The 19,010-nt window shown below is 64.8% G+C and carries 18 protein-coding genes; 14 read left to right on the forward strand and 4 right to left on the reverse strand.

The features are described from left to right. From B3D39_RS18270 to B3D39_RS18330, 13 genes are all read left to right on the forward strand, one after another. The coding region (locus B3D39_RS18270) for a ribosome-recycling factor (RefSeq protein WP_286789942.1) at window positions 1-186 on the forward strand (186 nt) is incomplete at its 5' end. 51 nt (window positions 187-237) lie between these two features. Continuing rightward, on the forward strand, window positions 238-996 hold the full coding sequence (gene uppS, locus B3D39_RS18275; protein WP_093477136.1) for a polyprenyl diphosphate synthase: 759 nt from the start codon (window positions 238-240) through the stop codon (window positions 994-996). After that, window positions 993-1,790 (forward strand): phosphatidate cytidylyltransferase, encoded by a 798-nt coding sequence (locus tag B3D39_RS18280; protein WP_274962170.1) that lies wholly within the window; start codon window positions 993-995, stop codon window positions 1,788-1,790. Before uppS ends, B3D39_RS18280 begins: the two co-directional genes overlap by 4 nt. Window positions 1,791-1,793: 3 nt before the next feature. Further along, entirely contained in the window at window positions 1,794-2,972 is a 1,179-nt protein-coding gene (gene dxr, locus B3D39_RS18285; RefSeq protein ID WP_274962169.1) for a 1-deoxy-D-xylulose-5-phosphate reductoisomerase, read from the forward strand. Window positions 2,973-2,975: 3 nt separating this feature from the next. Next, window positions 2,976-4,316, forward strand: coding sequence for an RIP metalloprotease RseP (gene rseP / locus B3D39_RS18290; RefSeq protein WP_274962168.1), 1,341 nt, complete (start codon window positions 2,976-2,978; stop codon window positions 4,314-4,316). 111 nt (window positions 4,317-4,427) lie between these two features. Beyond that, window positions 4,428-4,601: a hypothetical protein gene (locus B3D39_RS18295; protein WP_165756949.1), complete on the forward strand. Its 174-nt coding sequence runs from the start codon at window positions 4,428-4,430 to the stop codon at window positions 4,599-4,601. 289 nt (window positions 4,602-4,890) lie between these two features. Next, window positions 4,891-7,143, forward strand: a complete 2,253-nt coding sequence (gene bamA, locus B3D39_RS18300; RefSeq protein WP_274962167.1) for an outer membrane protein assembly factor BamA — start codon at window positions 4,891-4,893, stop codon at window positions 7,141-7,143. A gap of 9 nt (window positions 7,144-7,152) precedes the next feature. Further along, window positions 7,153-8,040: an OmpH family outer membrane protein gene (locus B3D39_RS18305; RefSeq protein WP_274962166.1), complete on the forward strand. Its 888-nt coding sequence runs from the start codon at window positions 7,153-7,155 to the stop codon at window positions 8,038-8,040. Between the two features lie 122 nt (window positions 8,041-8,162). Further along, the gene (gene fabZ, locus B3D39_RS18310) at window positions 8,163-8,624 is read left to right on the forward strand and encodes a 3-hydroxyacyl-ACP dehydratase FabZ (RefSeq protein ID WP_078520753.1); all 462 of its coding nucleotides are present in this window, start codon (window positions 8,163-8,165) and stop codon (window positions 8,622-8,624) included. Window positions 8,625-8,628: 4 nt separating this feature from the next. Further along, window positions 8,629-9,426 (forward strand): acyl-ACP--UDP-N-acetylglucosamine O-acyltransferase, encoded by a 798-nt coding sequence (gene lpxA, locus B3D39_RS18315; protein ID WP_274962165.1) that lies wholly within the window; start codon window positions 8,629-8,631, stop codon window positions 9,424-9,426. Next, on the forward strand, window positions 9,423-10,238 hold the full coding sequence (locus B3D39_RS18320; RefSeq protein WP_274962164.1) for an LpxI family protein: 816 nt from the start codon (window positions 9,423-9,425) through the stop codon (window positions 10,236-10,238). Before lpxA ends, B3D39_RS18320 begins: the two co-directional genes overlap by 4 nt. Beyond that, window positions 10,235-11,386 carry a lipid-A-disaccharide synthase gene (lpxB, locus tag B3D39_RS18325; RefSeq protein WP_274962163.1) on the forward strand — a complete coding sequence of 384 codons (1,152 nt, stop codon included), beginning with the start codon at window positions 10,235-10,237 and terminating at the stop codon, window positions 11,384-11,386. The genes B3D39_RS18320 and lpxB overlap by 4 nt, the downstream gene beginning before the upstream one ends. Continuing rightward, complete coding sequence (locus B3D39_RS18330; protein ID WP_274962162.1) at window positions 11,386-11,649, forward strand: hypothetical protein; 264 nt, start codon at window positions 11,386-11,388, stop codon at window positions 11,647-11,649. Before lpxB ends, B3D39_RS18330 begins: the two co-directional genes overlap by 1 nt. 21 nt (window positions 11,650-11,670) lie before the next feature. On the opposite strand, the gene B3D39_RS18335 is transcribed toward B3D39_RS18330, so the two are convergent. From B3D39_RS18335 to B3D39_RS18350, 4 genes are all read right to left on the reverse strand, one after another. Further along, window positions 11,671-13,041, reverse strand: coding sequence for an aspartate aminotransferase family protein (locus B3D39_RS18335; protein WP_286789943.1), 1,371 nt, complete (start codon window positions 13,039-13,041; stop codon window positions 11,671-11,673). Window positions 13,042-13,087: 46 nt separating this feature from the next. Beyond that, window positions 13,088-14,563 (reverse strand): NAD-dependent succinate-semialdehyde dehydrogenase, encoded by a 1,476-nt coding sequence (locus B3D39_RS18340; protein ID WP_274962799.1) that lies wholly within the window; start codon window positions 14,561-14,563, stop codon window positions 13,088-13,090. 102 nt (window positions 14,564-14,665) lie between these two features. Then, window positions 14,666-15,151, reverse strand: a complete 486-nt coding sequence (locus B3D39_RS18345; protein ID WP_152844310.1) for an Lrp/AsnC family transcriptional regulator — start codon at window positions 15,149-15,151, stop codon at window positions 14,666-14,668. Between the two features lie 66 nt (window positions 15,152-15,217). After that, entirely contained in the window at window positions 15,218-16,693 is a 1,476-nt protein-coding gene (locus B3D39_RS18350) for an MFS transporter (RefSeq protein WP_078550263.1), read from the reverse strand. A gap of 516 nt (window positions 16,694-17,209) precedes the next feature. Between B3D39_RS18350 and B3D39_RS18355 the strand changes: the two genes are divergently transcribed. After that, window positions 17,210-19,010: PHA/PHB synthase family protein (locus B3D39_RS18355; RefSeq protein WP_286789944.1), on the forward strand; the 1,801-nt coding region annotated here is incomplete at its 3' end.

Below are 19,010 nucleotides of genomic sequence, written 5' to 3' on the forward strand. Positions count from 1 at the left end.
GCCCGCGTCGCGATCCGCAACGTGCGCCGCGACGGCATGGACCAGATCAAGAAGGCCAAGGCCGACGGCATGTCTGAAGACGACGTGAAGATCTGGGAGAGCGAGGTTCAGGACATGACCGACGCGCATATCGCCAAGGTCGACAAGGCGCTCGAAGACAAGCAAGCCGAGATCATGCAGGTCTGAGGCGTTTGCCTCAGCCCCCCTGCGTCTTGAGCGAAAAGGATCACATTGCCGATGGCCCCTAGCATTCCCGACATCGCCCAGACCCCGCAGGGGCATGAGGGGGGCGCCCCGGCGCCGCTGCATGTCGCGATCATCATGGATGGCAACGGGCGGTGGGCCACCCAGCGGGGCTGGCCGCGTCTGGCCGGTCACCGCAAGGGGGCCGAGCAGATCAAGAAGGTCGTGCAGGCCGCGCCCGATCTGGGCATCCGCTACATGACGATCTACGCCTTCTCGACGGAGAACTGGAAGCGCTCGACGCAGGAAGTTCTCGGGTTGATGAAGATGTTCCGGCTGATGATCAAACGCGAGGCGGCGGAGCTGTCGCGTCAGGGCGTCGAGTTGCGCTTCATCGGCGATCGCACGCCGCTCGACCCGCTTCTGCGCGAGACGATGGACGCGATCGAGACCCGCACCAAGGGCAATTCCAAGCTGACGCTGGCGGTTGCGATCAATTACGGCGGGCGCGACGAGCTGAAACGCGCAGCCCAGTCGATTGCGCGCGACGTCGCCGAGGGCAAGATCACGGCCGACGAGGTGGACGAAGCGATGATCTCGTCGCGGCTCGACAGCGCGGGCATGCCCGACCCCGATCTGGTGATCCGCAGCTCGGGCGAGACGCGGACCTCGAATTTCCTGCCGTGGCAGGCGGCCTACTCGGAATATGAATTCACGCCGACGCTCTGGCCCGATTTCACGCCGGACGAGCTGTCCGACATTCTCGATCGGTTTGCCGGGCGCGAGCGGCGCTTCGGCGGGGTTGCCTCGTGACGGAGACGCCGCGGTCCGGCAAATGGGGCGATCTCGTCCCGCGGCTTGCCTCCGGGCTTGCGATGGTCGCGATCGGGCTCGCCGCGATTTGGTGGGGCGGTCCGGTCTTTGCGGCGCTCTCGGTGCTCGTGACGGGTCTGATGATCTGGGAACTCACCGCGATGCTGCGCCCCGAACGCCCCGGCAAGGCGGTCGGTCTGGGGCTGGTGGCGGCGGCTGCGCTGACCTTCGTCTTGGCGATCCATGAGCCTTATGGCCTTCTTTATCTGCTGATCGTGCCGATCATGGCGGCGGTGATCTGCACCGGGCGGCGCTGGCTTGGTGCGGGCTATGCGCTGGCGATCATGCTGACGGGCTATGGGCTCGTGGCGTTGCGCGAAGGCGCGGGGCTTGGTGCGATCACATGGATCGTCGCGGTGGTCGTTGTCTCTGATATCATGGGATATTTCGTGGGCCGCACGGTCGGCGGGCCGAAATTCTGGCCCAAGGTCAGCCCGAAGAAGACATGGTCGGGCACGGTCGGCGGCTGGGTCGGCGCGGCGCTCGTGGGCTTTCTCTTCGCCCAGATGGGCGGCGGGCTCGCGATGATCTGGATCTCGCCGCTTCTGGCCTTTGCAGGCCAGCTGGGCGACATCGCCGAAAGCGCGATCAAGCGCGCGACCGGCGTGAAGGACAGCTCCTCGCTGATCCCGGGCCATGGCGGCGTGCTGGACCGCTTCGATGCGCTGACCGGCGCGGTCGTCTTCCTGATGCTGATCTCGCAGGTGATGACCCTGCCGCTGACGGAAGGCTGAACGATGCGGAAGGTTTCGGTCTTCGGGGCGACCGGCTCGATCGGCGAAAGCTGCTTTGATCTGCTGATGGCACAAGGCGGGGCGGAGGCCTACGATGTGGTGGCGCTGAGCGCAGGCCGCAATGTCGCGCGGCTGGCCGAACAGGCCGTGGCGCTGAAAGCCGATTTGGCCGTGACCGCATTCGAAGATTGCCTGCCCGCGCTGCGCGATGCGCTGGCCGGGACCGGGATCGAGGTGGCCGCCGGGCCGCAGGCGCTGATCGAGGCGGCGTATCGTCCGGCGGATTGGGTTCTGTCGGGGATCGTCGGCGCGGCGGGGCTCGCGCCCGGCTTCGCGGCGCTCTCGCAAGGCGCGACGCTGGCGCTGGCAAACAAGGAATCTCTGGTGACCGCGGGCCCCTTGCTGATGGCCGAGGCGCGCGCGCATGGCGCGACGATCCTGCCGGTCGACAGCGAGCATTCCGCGATTTTCCAAGGGCTCGTAGGCGAGGATATCGCCGCGGTCGAGCGGGTGATCATCACCGCCTCGGGCGGCGCGTTTCGCGACTGGCCGATGGAGAAACTCGCCCATGCCACGGTGGCCGAGGCCTCGGCGCATCCGAACTGGGACATGGGGCAGCGGATCACGATCGACTCCGCGTCGATGTTTAACAAAGCTCTGGAAGTCATTGAGGCAAAAGAGTTCTTCGGCTTCGCGCCGGAGCAGATCGAAGTCCTCGTCCATCCGCAGAGCATCGTCCATTCGCTGGTCGGGTTCCACGATGGCGGGCTGATGGCGCATATGGGCGTGCCTGACATGCGCCACGCGATCGGCTATGCGCTCAACTGGCCCGCGCGAAAACCTCTGCCGGTCGAGAAGCTCGACTTGGCGAAGATCGTACAGCTCGATTTCCGCACCCCGGATCTGGAGCGGTTCCCCGCGCTGCGGCTGGCGCACGAGGTGATGGAAACGGGCGGTCTGGCGGGCACCGTGTTCAACGCCGCCAAGGAAGTCGCGCTCGATCTGTTCATCGCGGGCCGGATCGGATTTCTCGACATGGCCACGCTGGTCGAGAGAGTTCTGGGCGAGATGTCGCGGGACCAGGGTCTTGGAATCGCCGCAAAAGACCTCGATATGGTTCTGAGCTGCGACGCCGAAGCGCGGGCGCGCGCGATGGCGATTTGTGAACACGGAAGGATCTGAGTTTTGGACCTGCTGCCCCAATTCGGCAATCTGCTCTATACCGTGGTGGCCTTCGTCGTCGCGCTCTCGATCATCGTCGCGGTGCATGAATACGGCCATTACATCATCGGGCGGATTTCCGGGATCAAGGCGGAGGTCTTCTCGCTCGGCTTCGGGCCGAAGCTGATCAGCCGCGTCGACAAGCATGGCACGCGCTGGCAGATCGCCGCCGTGCCGCTTGGCGGCTACGTCAAGTTTCTGGGCGATGCGAATGCGGCCTCTGCCGGGGTCGATTCCGAGGAGATGGCCCATCTGAGCCCCGAGGAACGCCGCCACACGATGCATGGCGCACCGCTTTGGGCACGGGCTGCGACCGTGGCGGCCGGGCCGGTTTTCAATTTCATCCTGTCGATCTGCGTGATCGCAGGGCTTAGCCTCTGGACGGGGCAGGCCACCGAGACGCCCGCGATCCAGACTGTCGTGGCGTTGCCCGGCGGGTCGGGCGATCTGCAGAATGGCGATGTGATCGACGCGGTGTCGGGCAAGCCTACGCCGGATTATCAGGCGCTCTCCGATGTCGTCGATCAACTGCCCGCAGGGCCGACGCTCGATTACACCGTGACCCGCGATGGCAGCAAAACCGACGCGACGGGGCCGCAGCTTTTCCCGGCGCGGTTTGCAGGCGTTCAGCCGGGCTCTGCCGCCTATGATGCCGGGCTTCGCGCGGGCGACGTGATCACCGCGATCGATGGCAAACCGGTCTATCGCTTCGTCGATCTGCAGGACGCGGTGAAGGCGGGTGAGGGCAAGGCGGTCTCGCTCGATATCTGGCGGCCTGCGGGCGATGGCGGCGAGACGTTCTCCGTGACGCTGGCGCCGCGCCGCACCGATCTGCCGGTGGGCGACGGGCAGTTCGAGACGCGCTTCCTGATCGGGGCCACGGGGTCGTTCATGTTCGAGCCGGTGACGCAATCGGTCGGTCCGGTCGATGCTCTCGTCGGCGGCGCGCGGCAGACCTGGGGCATCATCACGCAATCGGTCTCGGGCATTCAGGCGATGATCGCGCAGCGGATCTCCAGCTGTAACCTTACCGGCGCGCTGCGCATTGCCGAGACCTCGGCGGCGGCTGCGAAATCGGGTGTGCTCGATTTCATCTGGTTCATCGCAGTTCTGTCGACGGCAGTGGGTTTCCTGAACCTCTTCCCGATCCCGGTGCTCGATGGCGGGCATCTGATGTTCCACCTCTACGAGGCGATCACGGGCAAGCCGCCCTCCGATCAGCTGATGAACGTCTTCATGTCGATCGGGCTGGCGCTGGTACTGACGCTGATGGTCTTCGGGCTCTGGAACGATCTGACCTGCTGAGCGGGCCCGCGACGGCGGTAGCGGCCCAGATTTCGCCACAATTGCCTCGCAATGCGGTCATGAAGACAGGGTAGGGAACTCTTAGCGCAAATCGCGCGAAGGAGACCGCTCATGTCCGAGATCATCGCGCATCACTATCGCGAACTTCGCCCGTTGGTGGAAATCGTCGGGGACCGGCTGCTGTTCATCGCAGCGGTTCTGGTCGCGCTGTTCGGCGCGGCGCTGATCGGTGTTCAATTGATCGACATTCTCGGCGGCGACGCGTCCAGCTTCCAGCGCATCTGAGCCGGACCGAAAAGGGCACGAAACGCCCGCAAAACCCGTTCATTTTCGATCCCGGGGCCGCCTTTGCGGCCCTTTCTTTCGTGGCAAGATGATCGCGCTCCACAAAATCTCGGGTCTGAGCCCCCATCCCAGCTTTGACATCGCTTACGCCCTTCGGTACGACCCTTATCAAAGGGAAAAAGTGAACTTCCGGCGGGAGAGGGCGATGTCTATGAGCGTGCAAACTATGCTGAGACTCTGTGCGACGCGAAAGGCACTGCGGGCCAGCGTAGTATTTCCAGCAGTTGCAATGAGTTGCCTTGCGGTTCCCGTGATCGCTCAGGCGCAGCAATACAGTTTCTCCCAGGTGGTGATCACCGGTAACGAGCGCGTCGACGCAGCGACGATTCTGTCCTTCGCCAGAATCGCCCGCAATCAGGCCGTCACCGCCGCCGATCTGAACGCCGCTTACCAGCGTTTGACGAATTCCGGCCTGTTCGAGAACGTTGCAATCACGCCGCAGGGCAACACGCTCAAGATCGCCGTGACCGAATATCCGACGATCAGCGTGATCAATTTCGAAGGCAACAAGATCATCAAGGACGAGCAGCTCGCCACGATCATTCAGGCGAAGCCGAACCGCGTCTACAATCCCGCCCAGATCGAAGCCGACGCCCAGCGTCTGGCGCGCGCCTATTCCGAGGATGGCCGCATGGCCGCCCGTGTGGTGCCGAAGGTCATCCGCCGCGACAATAACCGCGTCGACGTCGCCTTCGAGATCAAGGAAGGCAAGGTCACCTCGATCGAGCGCGTGACCTTCACCGGCAACCGCTCCTATTCGGACCGTCGTCTGCGTCAGGTGCTCGAGACGAAGCAGGCGGGGATCTTCCGCACCTTCGTGAAGAACGACACGTTCAACGCGAACCGGATCCCGGTGGACCGTCAGAAGCTGATCGATTTCTATCAGGCGCGTGGCTACAAGAACGTGCAGGTCACCGGCGTGTCCTCGCAGATGTCGCGCCAGCGCGATGCGTTCTTCATGACCTTCAACATCATCGAAGGGCAGAAATACCACTTCAACTCGATCAACACGAGTTCCGAGATCGACGGCGTCGCGCCTGACGATTTCGCGCCGCTTACCAAGATCCGCCAAGGTCAGACCTTCTCGCCGAAAGCGATCGAGCTGGCCGTGACCCGGATGGAGCAGCTTGCGATCAAGAAGGGCATTCAATTCGCCCGCGTCGAGCCGCGCATCACCCAAGACCCGCGCACCCAGTCCGTCAATGTCGATTTCGTGCTGGTCCGTGGCCCGCGCGTCTTCGTGCAGCGCATCGACATCGAGGGCAACACCGCGACGCTCGACCGGGTGATCCGGCGCGAGTTCCGGACCGTCGAAGGCGACCCCTACAACCCGCGTGAGATCTCGAACGCTGCCGACCGCATCCGCAACACCGGCTATTTCAAGTCGGTCGACGTGAACACGAAGCAGGGCACCAGTTCTGATCAGATCGTGGTCGACGCGAATGTTGAAGAACAGCCCACCGGCTCGCTCGGCTTCGGCGCCTCCTATTCGAATTCGGACGGGATCGGCTTCAACGCGTCGCTGGAAGAGAAGAACTTCCTCGGTCGCGGGCAGTATCTCGGCGTGTCGATCGGCACGACCAAGGACAATAACAGCTCCAGCTTCCGGTTCATCGAGCCGGCGTTCCTCGGACGTGACGTGGCGCTGAAGTTCTCGGCCGCCTATGCGACCTCGAGCTCGGCGTCGAACACCGCTTACGACACGCGCCGCATCAGCGTAGAGCCGGCACTGGAATTCCCGGTCTCCGAGCGCGGCCGTCTGCAGGTGAGCTACAAGATCGGCGAAGACACGTTGAACAACGTGCCGATCGAATCGTCGGAGATCCTGCAACGTGAAGAAGCTAATTTGGGTTCGCAGCGCTACAGCGGCCCGGGTCTGCGCTACAGCTACGATACGTCGCGGGAGCAGATCGACCCGCGTTTCACCTGGCGTTTCAACGTCGCTCAGCAGTTCTGGGGCGTCGGCGGTGACGTGAAAGGCGGCCAGACCACTGCGAAGATCGTCGGCGAGCGCAAAATCTTCAACGAGGAAGCGACGCTGCGCGCCTCGCTCGAAGGCGGCGCGGTCGACGCCACGGGTGGCTCGACGATCCTGCAGCGCTTCTCGGGAAACCAGATTCGCGGCTTCGAGAGCTATGGCATCGGTCCGCGTGATCAGGATGCCGGGAATACCGACGCGCTTGGCGGTAACTACTACTGGGTCGGCAAGGTCGAAGCGGAATTCCCGATCGGTCTGCCCGAAGAATACGGCATCACCGGCGGTGTGTTCTGGGATGTCGGTTCCGTCTGGGGGCTCGACGATACCAACGGCAGCGGCACTGATCCTATCGACGACTCGATGCATGTCCGCTCGGCGGTCGGCGTCTCGATCTTCTGGAAATCCGCGATCGGTCCGCTGCGTCTGAACTTCTCGCGGGCGATCAAGAAAGAAAGCTACGACAAGACCCAGAACTTCGATCTGTCGCTTTCCACGCAGTTCTAAGGGCGCGCGATGCGTCTGAGCAGCGTCACCGTTTCCTTCATTGCAGCCGCGCTGGCCTTCGGGCCCGGCGCGGCTGTCGCGCAATCGGCGGTGCAGACACCCCACACGCAGGCGCCTGCAGCCGGGCCGCGCGTCCAGCAGAGCGCGGTCCTCACCCTCGATTGGGAGCGGCTTTACGACAACTCGCTGTGGGGCAAGCGGGTGCAATCCGAGATCGAGTCCGCTTCGAGCGCGCTGCGCAAGGAGAACGACCGGATCGCCAGTCAGCTCGAGGCGGAAGAGCGCAAGCTCACCGAGGAGCGGCTGACGATGCCCTCGGATCAGTTCCAGCAGGCCGCCGATGCCTTCGACACGCGGGCGACCGATATTCGCAAGGCCCAGAAGGCCAAGGCCGATGCGATCCAGCGCCAGTTGAATCAGGAGCACCAGACCTTTGTGCAGACCGTGGTGCCTCTGCTCGACGAGGTACTGAAGGCGCGTGGCGCAGTCGTGGTGCTCGATTCCCGCGCGATCATTCGCGGGCTCGCGCAGGCCGATGTGACGGCCGAACTGGGCGCGCGAGTCGACAAGGAGATCGGGGACGGGGCCGGGCGCGTGACGCCGTTGGTGCCGCCGACGTCGAACGGGGGCTCGGCGGATGCGGCTCAAGGCGTGCCCGCGACGCCGGACCAGCCTGGTTCGAACCAGCCCGCTTCGGGCCAATCGTCAAGCGGCGCAGGCGCGGATCAAAGCGGCGAGGCGGGTGTATTTGTCGACAGCAGCCCCAACTCCGCAGGCAAATCGGGCAGCAATTCGACGCTCGACGGGGCGACCCGAGATGCGCCGGGACTACCGCTCGGTCTGCCGGTCGAAGATAACAATCAGGTTGCGCCGACCGACACCGCGCCAGCGCAATAGCAGACGCGCGCTGCTTGCCAAGCGAGGCCGCGATTGCTAGCAACAATCCAAAAGCGACGATCGCGTGATGCGGCAAACTGATACCGCCGCAGGCGCAGTGCGCCCAAGAACGAGGACAGCTCATGACCGAACCCGCCCCCTATACCGAAGCCGATCTGTCGCTCATCAAGCGCATCATTCCGCATCGTTACCCGTTCCTGCTGATCGACAAGGTGCGTGACATCGTCCCGAACAAGGGCGCGGTCGGCATCAAGAACGTTACCGCGAACGAGCCGCATTTCCAGGGCCACTTCCCGGAAGAGCCGATCATGCCCGGTGTCACCATCGTCGAGGCGATGGCGCAGACCTCTGCCGTGGTGGTGGGGATTTCGCTCGACGTGATCGACAAGCCGCTGCTGACCTATTTCATGGGTATCGACAAGTGCAAGTTCCGCCGCAAGGTGGTGCCGGGCGACGTGCTCGAACTGCATGTCACCGTGAAGCGCGGCGGCGGCAAGATCTGGAAATTCGAAGGCCGGGGCACGGTGAATGGTGAATTGGCTGCCGAAGCCGAGTTCACCGCCATGATGGACCTTCAGGGCTGAATGCATGAGCATTGACCCAAGCGCGCAGGTCCACGCGTCCGCGGTGATCGAACCCGGCGCGGTGATCGGTCCGGACTGCCGGATCGGCCCGTTCTGCGTGATCGGCCCCGAGGTCGTGCTGGGCCGGGGCGTCTCGCTGCAAAGCCATGTCGTGCTGCAGGGCGCGACGGAGATCGGCGAGGAGACGCAGATCTTTCCCTTCGCCTCACTGGGTCAGATCCCGCAGGATCTCAAATTCAAGGGCGAGAAGACGCGGCTCAAGATCGGCAAGCGCAACCGCATCCGCGAATACGTCACGATGAACACCGGGACGGATGGCGGCGGCGGGCTCACTCAGGTGGGTGATGACGGGCTGTTCATGTCGTCCTGCCATGTCGGGCATGACTGCAAGATTGGCGACCGTGTGATTCTGGTGAATTCCGTGGCGCTCGCCGGCCATTGTCAGCTCGAGGATGACGTTATCGTCGGCGGTCTGTCGGGCGTGCACCAATTCGTCCGCATCGGTCGCGGCGCGATCATCGGCGCACTGTCGATGGTGACGGCGGATGTGATCCCGCATGCGCTGGTGGCGGGACCGCGCGCGGGGCTCGAAGGGTTGAACCTCGTGGGGCTGAAGCGCCGTGGCACGCCGCGCGAGGAAATCACGTCGCTGCGCAAGACCGTCGAGGCGCTTGGACAAGGCAGCTTCCGCGAAAGCGCGCGGACCCTCTCGGAAGAGGGCGTCGAAGGCGAATTGGCGCGCGAAGTGCTCGACTTCATCCTCGGCCCGTCCGACCGCAGCTTCCTGACGCCTGGCAAATGAGCGGGGGCACGCATACCGCGCTGATCGCCGGAGCTGGCCGTTTGCCCGCGATTCTGACCGAGGCCGCGCCGGATATTCTGGTTTGCGAAATGATCGGCGCGCCTTGCGATCTGGACGGCGAGCATCTGCGCTTCCGGATCGAGCGGCTGGTGCCGTTTCTCGACGAACTGGCCGATCGTGGGATCGAGCGTGTGGTGTTCGCAGGCGCGATGCAGCGTCCGGCGATCGATCCCGAGCAGTTCGATCCCCGCTCGGCGCAGCTGGTGCCGCGGCTCGCGATGGCGATGCAGGCGGGCGACGATGCGACGCTGCGCGCGGTGATCGAGGTCTTCGAAGAGTTCGATCTGGAGGTCGTCGGCGCGCATGAGATCGCGCCCGCGCTGCTGCCCGAGGCGGGCGTGCTATGCGGCAAGCCGTCCGTCGTAGACGAGGAAGATGCCGAGCGTGGGGCCGAAATCGTGGCCGCGCTTGGGGCGTCGGATATTGGTCAGGGGGCGGTCGTCGGACGCGGGCTTTGCCTTGCGGTCGAGACCCTGCCCGGCACCGATGCGATGCTGGATTTCGTGCGTCACCACAAAGGTTTGCGCGGCGATCTTAAAGCGGTGAAAGGGGTCTTTTTCAAGGCTCCGAAACCCGATCAGGACCGTCGCGCCGATCTTCCTGCGATTGGTGTCGACACGGTCAAGAACGCCGCCGCCGCTGGCCTTTCAGGGATAGCTTTCGAGGCGGGCGGCGTGATGCTTCTCGATCGTGACGCGGTTATCGAGGCTGCCGAGGCCGCGGGCCTTTTTCTCTGGGCGCGAGCGTCATGAGGCTCTACGTCATCGCGGGCGAGGCATCGGGCGACAAGCTCGGCGGCGCCCTGATGGCGGGGATCAACGGGCTTGCGCCCGGCGTCGAGTGGTCCGGGATCGGCGGCGAGGAGATGGGCGCGCAGGGGCTCACCAGTCTTTTCCCGATGGAAGAACTTTCGGTCATGGGGCTGATGGAGGTCCTCCCGAAATACCGCCATCTGAAGCGCCGCATCGCCGAGACCGCGGATCATGTGATCGAAAGCGGCGCCGAGGCGCTGATCACCATCGACAGCCCTGATTTCTGCCTGCGCGTGGCGCGGCTGGTGAAGGAAAAACGCCCTGATCTCAAGGTGATCCACTATGTCGCGCCCTCGGTCTGGGCGTGGCGTCCCGGGCGCGCGGCGAAGATGGCGCAGGTGGTCGATCATGTGCTCGCGCTGCTGCCGTTCGAGCCGCCCTATATGGAAGCCGCCGGGATGAGCTGCGATTTCGTGGGCCATCCCGTCGTGGCCGAGCCGCGTGCGACCGGGGCCGATGCGGCGGCTTTCCGCGAGACCCATATGATCGGCGAAGACCAACCGCTGGCTCTGTGTCTGCCGGGATCGCGGCGCGGCGAGGTCAAGCGGCTCGGGGCGCGGTTCGACGAAGCGCTGATGCAGCTGCGCGACCGGGAGCCGGGGCTGCGTGTCGTGCTGCCGACGGTGCGGGGCGTCGCGCCGATGGTGCGCGAGATGACCGCACGCTGGCCTGTCGCGCCGATCGTGGTCGAGAATGCCGACGACAAGCGCGCGGCCTTTGCCGCCGCCGATATCGCGCTGGCGGCTTCGGGCACGGTCAGTCTGGAGCTGGCGGCGAACCGGGTGCCGATGGTGATCGCCTATGACGCGAATTTCCTGACCTGGCACGTGATTTCGCGGATGCTGAAGATCGACACGGTGACGCTGGTCAATCTCGTCTCCGAGACGCGGGTGATCCCGGAATTCCTCGGGCCCGACTGCAAGCCGCGTGACATCTCGGCGAAGATGCTGGAACTGCTGGAAGAAGAGGCGGTGCGTGACGAGCAGATGGCCGCCATGGAAGATGTGATGCGCCGTTTGGGCGAGGGCGGCGAGCCGCCCGGTCTGCGCGCGGCGCGTTCGGTTCTGGAGTTTCTTGGGAGGGCGTGATGCGCGTCTTGGTGTTTGTTTTCGCGACAGTCTGGGCCGGGGCCGCCTTGGCCGAGACCGATCCCGCGCAGCTTTTCGCGCAATCCTGCGGGCGCTGTCATCGCGACGCGGTCAGAATGGTCGCAAAGATCGACTGGGCCGCGGATAATCAGGCGCCCGAGGCGCGGCGCGACTGGTTCGACGATTTCATGGTGCGTCACCATTCGCCCGATCCAGACAGCCGCGCGGCGATCGCCGAATGGCTGGCAGGGCTCGCCTCGTAAGACGACCCCTGCCGAGGGGCCTTAGCCCAGAACCGATTTCACGGCATCGGCGGTGACTTCGACGATCTTGTCGGCCTCCGCCTCGGTGAGGCACAGCGGCGGGGCAAGGCCGAGGATGTCACCCTGCGGCATCGCGCGCCCGATCACGCCACGCTCGACCATCGCGCCTGCAATCTTCGCGCCGATCTTGTCGGAGGCGTCGAAGAAGCTGCGGTTGTCGCGATCGGCCATGAATTCCACCGCGCAGAGCATCCCTTCGCCGCGGATATCGCCGACATTCGCGTGCTCGCCGATGGCGGCGCGCATCTGGTCGTTGAGGTATTTGCCGACCGAGCCCGCATTCTCGACGAGGCCCAGCTTGTCGATCAGTTCGAGGTTCGCGACACCGGCCGCCGCCCCGATCGGGTGCGCCGAATAGGTCCAGCCGTGGCCGATCGGGCCGTTCTCGTCGGTGCCTTGCTCCAGCACTTTCCACATCTTGTCGCTCACAATCGTGCCCGAGAGCGGCGCATAGGCCGAGGTCAGGCCCTTCGCGATGGTGATCAGGTCGGGCTTCATGCCGTAGTGATCCGAACCGAACATAGAACCCAGACGCCCGAAGCCGGTCACGACCTCGTCGGCGATCAGCAGGATGTCGTATTTGTTCAGAACCTTCTGGATCGCTTCCCAGTAGCCCGCGGGCGGGGGCACGATGCCGCCGGTGCCCAGAACCGGCTCGCCGATGAAGGCGGCGATGGTGTCTGGGCCTTCGCGTTCGATCAGCTGCTCCAGCTCGGACGCGCAATAGGCGGTGAAGGCCTCTTCCGACATCGCCTCATCGGGGCGGCGGAAGTAATAGGGTGCCTCGGTGTGGACGACCTGGCTCAGCGGCAGGTCGAACTTCTTGTGGAACAGTTCCAGACCCGTCAGCGAACCGGTCATCAGGCCCGAGCCGTGATAGCCGCGCCAGCGCGAGATGATCTTCTTCTTCTCGGCGCGGTTCAGGATGTTGTTGTAATACCAGACCAGCTTGATGTTGGTCTCGTTCGCGTCCGAGCCCGACAGGCCGAAATAGACCTTCGACATGTGATCGGGCGCACGGTCGAGGACCATATGCGCCAGCGTGATCGAGGCTTCGGTGCCGTGGCCGACATAGGCGTGGTAATAGGCCAGTTCCTTCGCCTGCTCGGCGATGGCCTCGGAGATCTCGGTGCGCCCGTAGCCCACGTTCACGCAGTAGAGGCCCGCAAAGGCGTCGAGCAGCTTGTTGCCGTCGCGATCCTCGATGAACACGCCCTTGCCGCCGGTGACGATGCGGTTGGGGGACTCGCCGCGCGCGTGCTGGGCGAGATGGGTCGAGGGGTGGAAGAAGCTTTCGCGATCCCACTTGTCGAGTTGGTCATTGGTCAGCAATTTTCTCTCCTTCTTCTTGTCTTGGGCGTCCGGGCGGGCGGGGCGATCAGCCCCAGTCGCGACAGACGTATTTGATTTCCATGAACTCTTCCATTCCGCGCCGCGAGCCTTCGCGGCCAAGGCCGGATTGCTTCATGCCGCCGAACGGGATCGGCGCGCCGGTGACCTTGGTGCGGTTGACCGCGACCATGCCGAATTGCAGCGCGCGGGTGGCGCGGTAGATGCGTTTCGGGTTCTGGCTGTGGACGTAGGCCACCAGCCCGTATTCGGTCGCGTTGGCTTTGGCGAAGACTTCTTCTTCCGTGTCGAAGACGGTGATCGGAGCGACCGGGCCGAAAGTCTCTTCGTGCATGATCTTGGCATTATCAGGCACGTCGGTCAGCACGGTCGGCGCGAAGAACAGCGGGCCGCGATCGAGCCGCTTGCCGCCGCAGGCCAGTTTCGCGCCTTTTGCGAGCGCGTCGGCCACGTGCTCCTCCTGTTTGGCCACGGCCTTTTCGTTCATCAGCGGGCCGATATCGGGGTCCTCCATGCCGATGCCCACGCTGAGCGCCTGCGTGGCCTCGGTGAAGCGGCGGCAGAACTCGTCATAGACTTGGCGCTCGACATAGATCCGGTTCGCGCCGAGGCAGTCTTGGCCCGAGGTCGCGAATTTCGCCTTGATGACCTCTTCCACGGCCTGATCCAGATCGGCGCCCTTGAAGACGATGACCGGGGCGTGGCCGCCCAGTTCGAGGACCAGCCGCTTCACGGTCTGAGCCGATTGGCGATAGAGCAGACGGCCCACTTCGGTGGAGCCGGTGAAGGAGAGCGCGCGGACGCGTGTGTCGTCGCACCACGGCTCGACGATTTCGGGCGCATGGCCGGTCAGCACGTTGAACACGCCTGCGGGCAGACCCGCGCGCTCGGCCAATTCCGCCAGCGCCAGCGCCGAATAGGGAGTCTCATACGAGGGGTGCGCGACGACGGTGCAGCCAGCCGCGATGGCGGCGGCGGCCTTGCGGGTCAGCATCGCGGCGGGGAAGTTCCACGGTGTGACGAGGCCCACCACGCCCACGGGTTCGAGCCACAGCTCCACCTCTGCGTCATGCAGATGCGAGGTGACGCCCTCGATATTCGGGCGCTTGGCCTCTTCGGCATAGTATTCGATGAAGCTCGCCGCATAGTCGATCTCGCCCAGAGCTTCGCTGAGCGGTTTGCCCTGTTCGAGCACCATGATCCGCGCCAGATCGTCCTTCGCCGCGATGATCAGGTCGAACCAGCGGCGCAGAATGGCGGAGCGCTCCTGCGGCAGCGTCATCGACCAGTCGAGGAAGGCGGCTTGGGCGGCATCGACCGCCGCGCGCGACTGGCCGCGGTTGAGCGCGGTGATATCGCCCAGACGTTCGGCATTGGCGGGGTTGGTGACGGGGATCACCTCGCCCGTCTCGCCCGCGATCCAGCGGCCGTTCACATAGGAAAAGCTGCGCAGCAGGCGCTTGTCGGCGATATCGGGGCGGGCGGAAATGGCGGTATCGAGCATGAGAGACCTCCTTGGTTGAGATCACTCTGCGCCCGATTTCACAGGGTAATAGTCCGAATGGACTGCGCGGGCCCCGGATTTGGGCTGAAATAGCGCCGCTCGTCAGTCCATTTGGTCTGCGAAGAGGTCGAAGGGCGGCATGGCGGCGTTCTTAACCTCTTTCGTGACGATATAGGTGAAGTAGCGCGCGATCCCGATCCGCGCGTCCAGCATCGAGTCGATCAGCCGCTGATAGGCGTCGATGTCGCGGGTCACGATCTGCATCAAATAGTCGAACCCGCCGCCCAAAGCCCAGCAGCCCACGACCTCGGGGTGCTGATCGAGCGACCGCTCGAATGTCTGGAAACTGGCGGCAGTGTGATCGGCCAGTTCGGCGGCCACGAACAGCGTCACATGCGGCCCGAGTTTCTTGAGGTTGAACGTCGCGCGATAGCCCGCGATCAGGCCCGCTTTCTCCAGCTTTTTCAGCCGGTCCCAGGCGGGCGTGGGCGAGAGGTTGATCTTCTCGGCCAGCGCCGCCTTGGTGATGCGGCCCTCGCGCGCCAGCACGCGCAGAATTTCGATATCGCGGGGGTCGAGCTTGATCATGGCGCCACGCTACACCGGGTTAACGCCCTGCGCATCCCCGATTTTTCAGGTCCGGTGCAGCACTGCTCATTCGGCTGGTTCACGTTGCTTGGATTGCGGGGCGCGGAAGCGCTCCTTGGCCGAACCGTAGGGCTCCACCGTCCGGCGCTTGCGGCGCAGCCCGTCGGCATCGCCCCGGCGCAGACGCAGGAAATAGAGCGCCGAGAGCGGCCCCGTCGCGCCCGCAATCGCAAAGCCCCAGAGGAAGGCGTGGATCGGGATCATCTCGGCCCCGGTGGTGGTCGCCGCCGAGCCTGCGGTCAGTTCCAGCACAACACCCGCCAGCGCGATGCCGAGCGCGAGCGAGACCTGACGGCTCATCGCGGTGAAGGCGGTGGCGGGGCTCATCTCGCGCGTGTCGAGATCGGCAAACCCGATGGAGTTGATCGCGGTGAAGACGACCGATTGCGCGGCGCCGCCGATCAGCAGAAGCGGGATCAGTTGCCAGTCATGGATGCTCGTCACGGTGAGGAAGCCGAAGATCGTCGCGCCGCGGATCACCGCCGCCCAGATCATCACCCATTTGAAGCCGAACCGGTCGAGGATGCGCGGCACGAAGGTCCGCAGGCTTACCGCGCCCACCGCGTTCAGACCCGTCAGCGCGCCCGAGACCATCACCGAGGCACCGAGGCCCAGTTGGAAGAACAGCGGCAGCAGAAGCGAGATCGCCCCGTTCGACAGTCGGAATATCAACCCGCCGGTGATCGAGACATCGAAGGTGCGGTGCCGGAACAGCCGCAGATCGAGAAGCGGCTCCTCTGTGTTGCGCGCGCGCAGCCAGTAGAGGACGAGCAGCGCCAGACCCGCAACGCTAAGGCCCGCGGCGGCCTGCCATGGCAGGATATGCTCGCCCAGCGCGGAGAAGCCAGTCATCACCGCCGCCAGCCCCACGGCAGACAGCAGGAAGCCCGGGAAGTCGAACGGTTTCGGCTCGGGAGGGCCGTCGGCGGGCATGTGGCGCAGCGTCAGCCAGATCGCCAGCGCGCCGAGCGGCAAGTTCATCAGGAAGATCGAGCGCCAGCCGAGAAAGGTCGTCACCGTCGCGCCCACGAAGGGGCCCAGCGCCGGGCCGATCAGCGCGGGCAGGGTGACGTAGACCATCGCGCGGGTCATCTCCTCCTTGGAGGTGTGGCGCAGCACGATCAACCGGCCCACCGGACTCATCATCGCCGCCCCGATGCCCTGCAGCGCGCGGGCCAGCACCAGCCCCGTCAGGCTCGTCTGGATCGCACAGAGAAGCGAGGCCACGAGAAACACGCCCATCGCCGCGAGGAAAGTCCGCCGCGCCCCGATGCGATCCGCGATCCAGCCCGAGATCGGCACGAAAGCCGCGAGCGCGATCAGATAGGTCGCCATCGCCATCTTGAGCGACAGCACCGGCACCGAAAGGTCCCGCGCGATCACCGGGATCGCGGTCGCCAGCACGGTCGCGTCGATCAGCTCCATCAGGAGCGACAGCGCGACTGTCAGCGGAATGATATTGTCTCGAAGCCTGCTCAACATGACCGGGCATAGCTAGCACGCAGGCGCACGGTGTCACCCCGCGGCCGCGCGCAGGCTTGCGTGCTCTATCGCGCAGGTGAGGCGGGCAAAGAAAAGCCCCGCCCGAGAGGGGCGGGGAGTTGGGAGTGAAGGGGCCTGCTTCCGGGCAAGAGAGACAGGAGAACCCGGAAGCAGGTCGTGCCGGAAACCCGGGCAGAGGGAAGGGTGGAGAGAGAAAACCCGGTCTTTCCGTATGTCGTATCCGTATGTCGCGGGGCATCGGCAGCGGACAGCGGTCCCCGGGGGTGGCGCGTCCCGGTTTGCCATCTCGCCTTTGCCTCTGCGTCTCGAGATGTGCAGGGTGAACCGATGCAGCAATGCCTCAGTTCCGATATTTCATGCGCCTCCCGCCTATGTGAGATTGGCTCTTATTTGCGTGAAGAGTCGCGAGGGCGCGTTCTCTTGCGTCAGGTCAAACCGCTGTCATCGTTTATGCGGTAAGTTCTGCGCGGAATCGCAACGCTAGGAGGCTGCGGGATGAAGGATCTGGCCGGGGACAAGACGCCGACGCGCAAGGGCGCCCGCAAGGGTGCCGGAAAAGCTGCGGGCAAATCTGCACAGGCCGACACGCCTCAGGCCGAGGAGCACAGCGCGGCGCTGGCCTCGTTCGAGCGGCTCGACCGGTTGTCCCACGCGCTGATGGGCCGGGCCGAAGGCGGGTTGTCTCCGATTTCGCTCGGGCTCGCGTTTTCCGATTGGGCGACCCATCTTGCGCTCAGCCCCGGCAAGCAGGCCGAGCTGGGCTGGAAAGCGGGTCGCAAATGGATGCACCTGTTACGCGAGATGGCACCGCACCGGAGCGACGACGAGGGCGCGCAGCCGCTCGAGCCGCTGCCGCAGGACCGCCGGTTTTCCGCGCCCGATTGGCAGAAGTTCCCGTATTCCCTCTATGCGCAAAGCTTCCTCCACGCCCAGCAATGGTGGCACAACGCCACGACCGATGTGCGCGGGGTCGAGGCACGCCATGAACAGATGATGCAGTTCTACGCGCGGCAATGGCTCGACATGGCGTCGCCCACGAATTTCATCGCGACCAATCCGCTGGTCCTTGCCCAGACGTTGAAGGAGGGCGGCGTGAACCTCATGCGCGGGGCGCGCTATTGGGGCGAGGATGCGGTCAAGGTGATGACCGGCGACACCAAGCCGGAACCCACGTTGATCCCGGGAACCGATGTCGCGCTGACGCCGGGCAAGGTGGTGCTGCGCAACGATCTGATCGAGTTGCTGCAATACGAGCCCAGCACGCCGAAGGTCCATTCGGTGCCCCTGCTAATCGTGCCGGCATGGATCATGAAATATTACATCCTCGATCTGGAGGAGACGAATTCTCTGATCCGCTGGCTCGTGGGGCAGGGTTTCAGCGTCTTCGCGATCTCGTGGAAGAACCCCGACGAGGGCGACCGCGATCTGGGCTTCGACGATTACCGCGAAGAGGGCGTGATGACGGCGCTCGATGCGGTCTGCGAGATCACCGGGGCGGAAAAGGTACACGGGCTGGGCTATTGCCTCGGCGGCACGCTTCTGTCGGTCGCGGCGGCGGCGATGGCGCGCGATGGCGACGAACGGCTGGCCTCGCTGACGATGCTGGCGGCGCAGGTCGATTTCACCGAAGCCGGGGAATTGAGCCTGTTCACCAATGAAGACCAGCTCAGCCTGATCGAAGACATGATGTGGGAGGAGGGCTATCTCGACAAGACCGCGATGGCGGGCACTTTCACCATGCTCAAATCGAAGGACCTGATCTGGTCGCAGGCTGTTCATACCTATCTGATGGGCGAGCGCGAGACGGATGGCGCGATGGCCTCGTGGAGCCACGACGCGACGCGGATGCCCTACAAGATGCACTCGCAATATCTGCGCCGTCTGTTCCTCGACAACGATCTGGCCGAGGGGCGGATGGACACGCGCGGCGCGCCGGTCTTCCTGCAGGACATCGAGACGCCGGTCTTCGCCGTCGCGACCCAGACCGATCACATCGCGCCCTGGCATTCGGTCTTCAAGCTGACATGGTCGCTGCCGGGCGCCGTCACCTTCGCGCTGGTCTCGGGCGGGCACAATACCGGGATCGTGCGCCCGCCGGGTGCGCCGCGGGCGAGCTACCGCTTGATGGAGCATCGCCCCGGCATGTTGCACCCCTCCGCATCGGACTGGGCTGCGGAATGTGCGCCGCGCGAAGGGTCATGGTGGGAGCCTTGGGCGAAATGGCTGCGCAAGACGGGCGACGGGCAGGAGATCGCGCCGCCGCCCATGGGCAAGGGGCGCAAGTATCGCCCGCTCT

Origin of the sequence: Thioclava sp. UBA3469, from assembly GCF_002378135.1 — a bacterium.
Lineage (GTDB): Bacteria > Pseudomonadota > Alphaproteobacteria > Rhodobacterales > Rhodobacteraceae > Thioclava > Thioclava sediminum.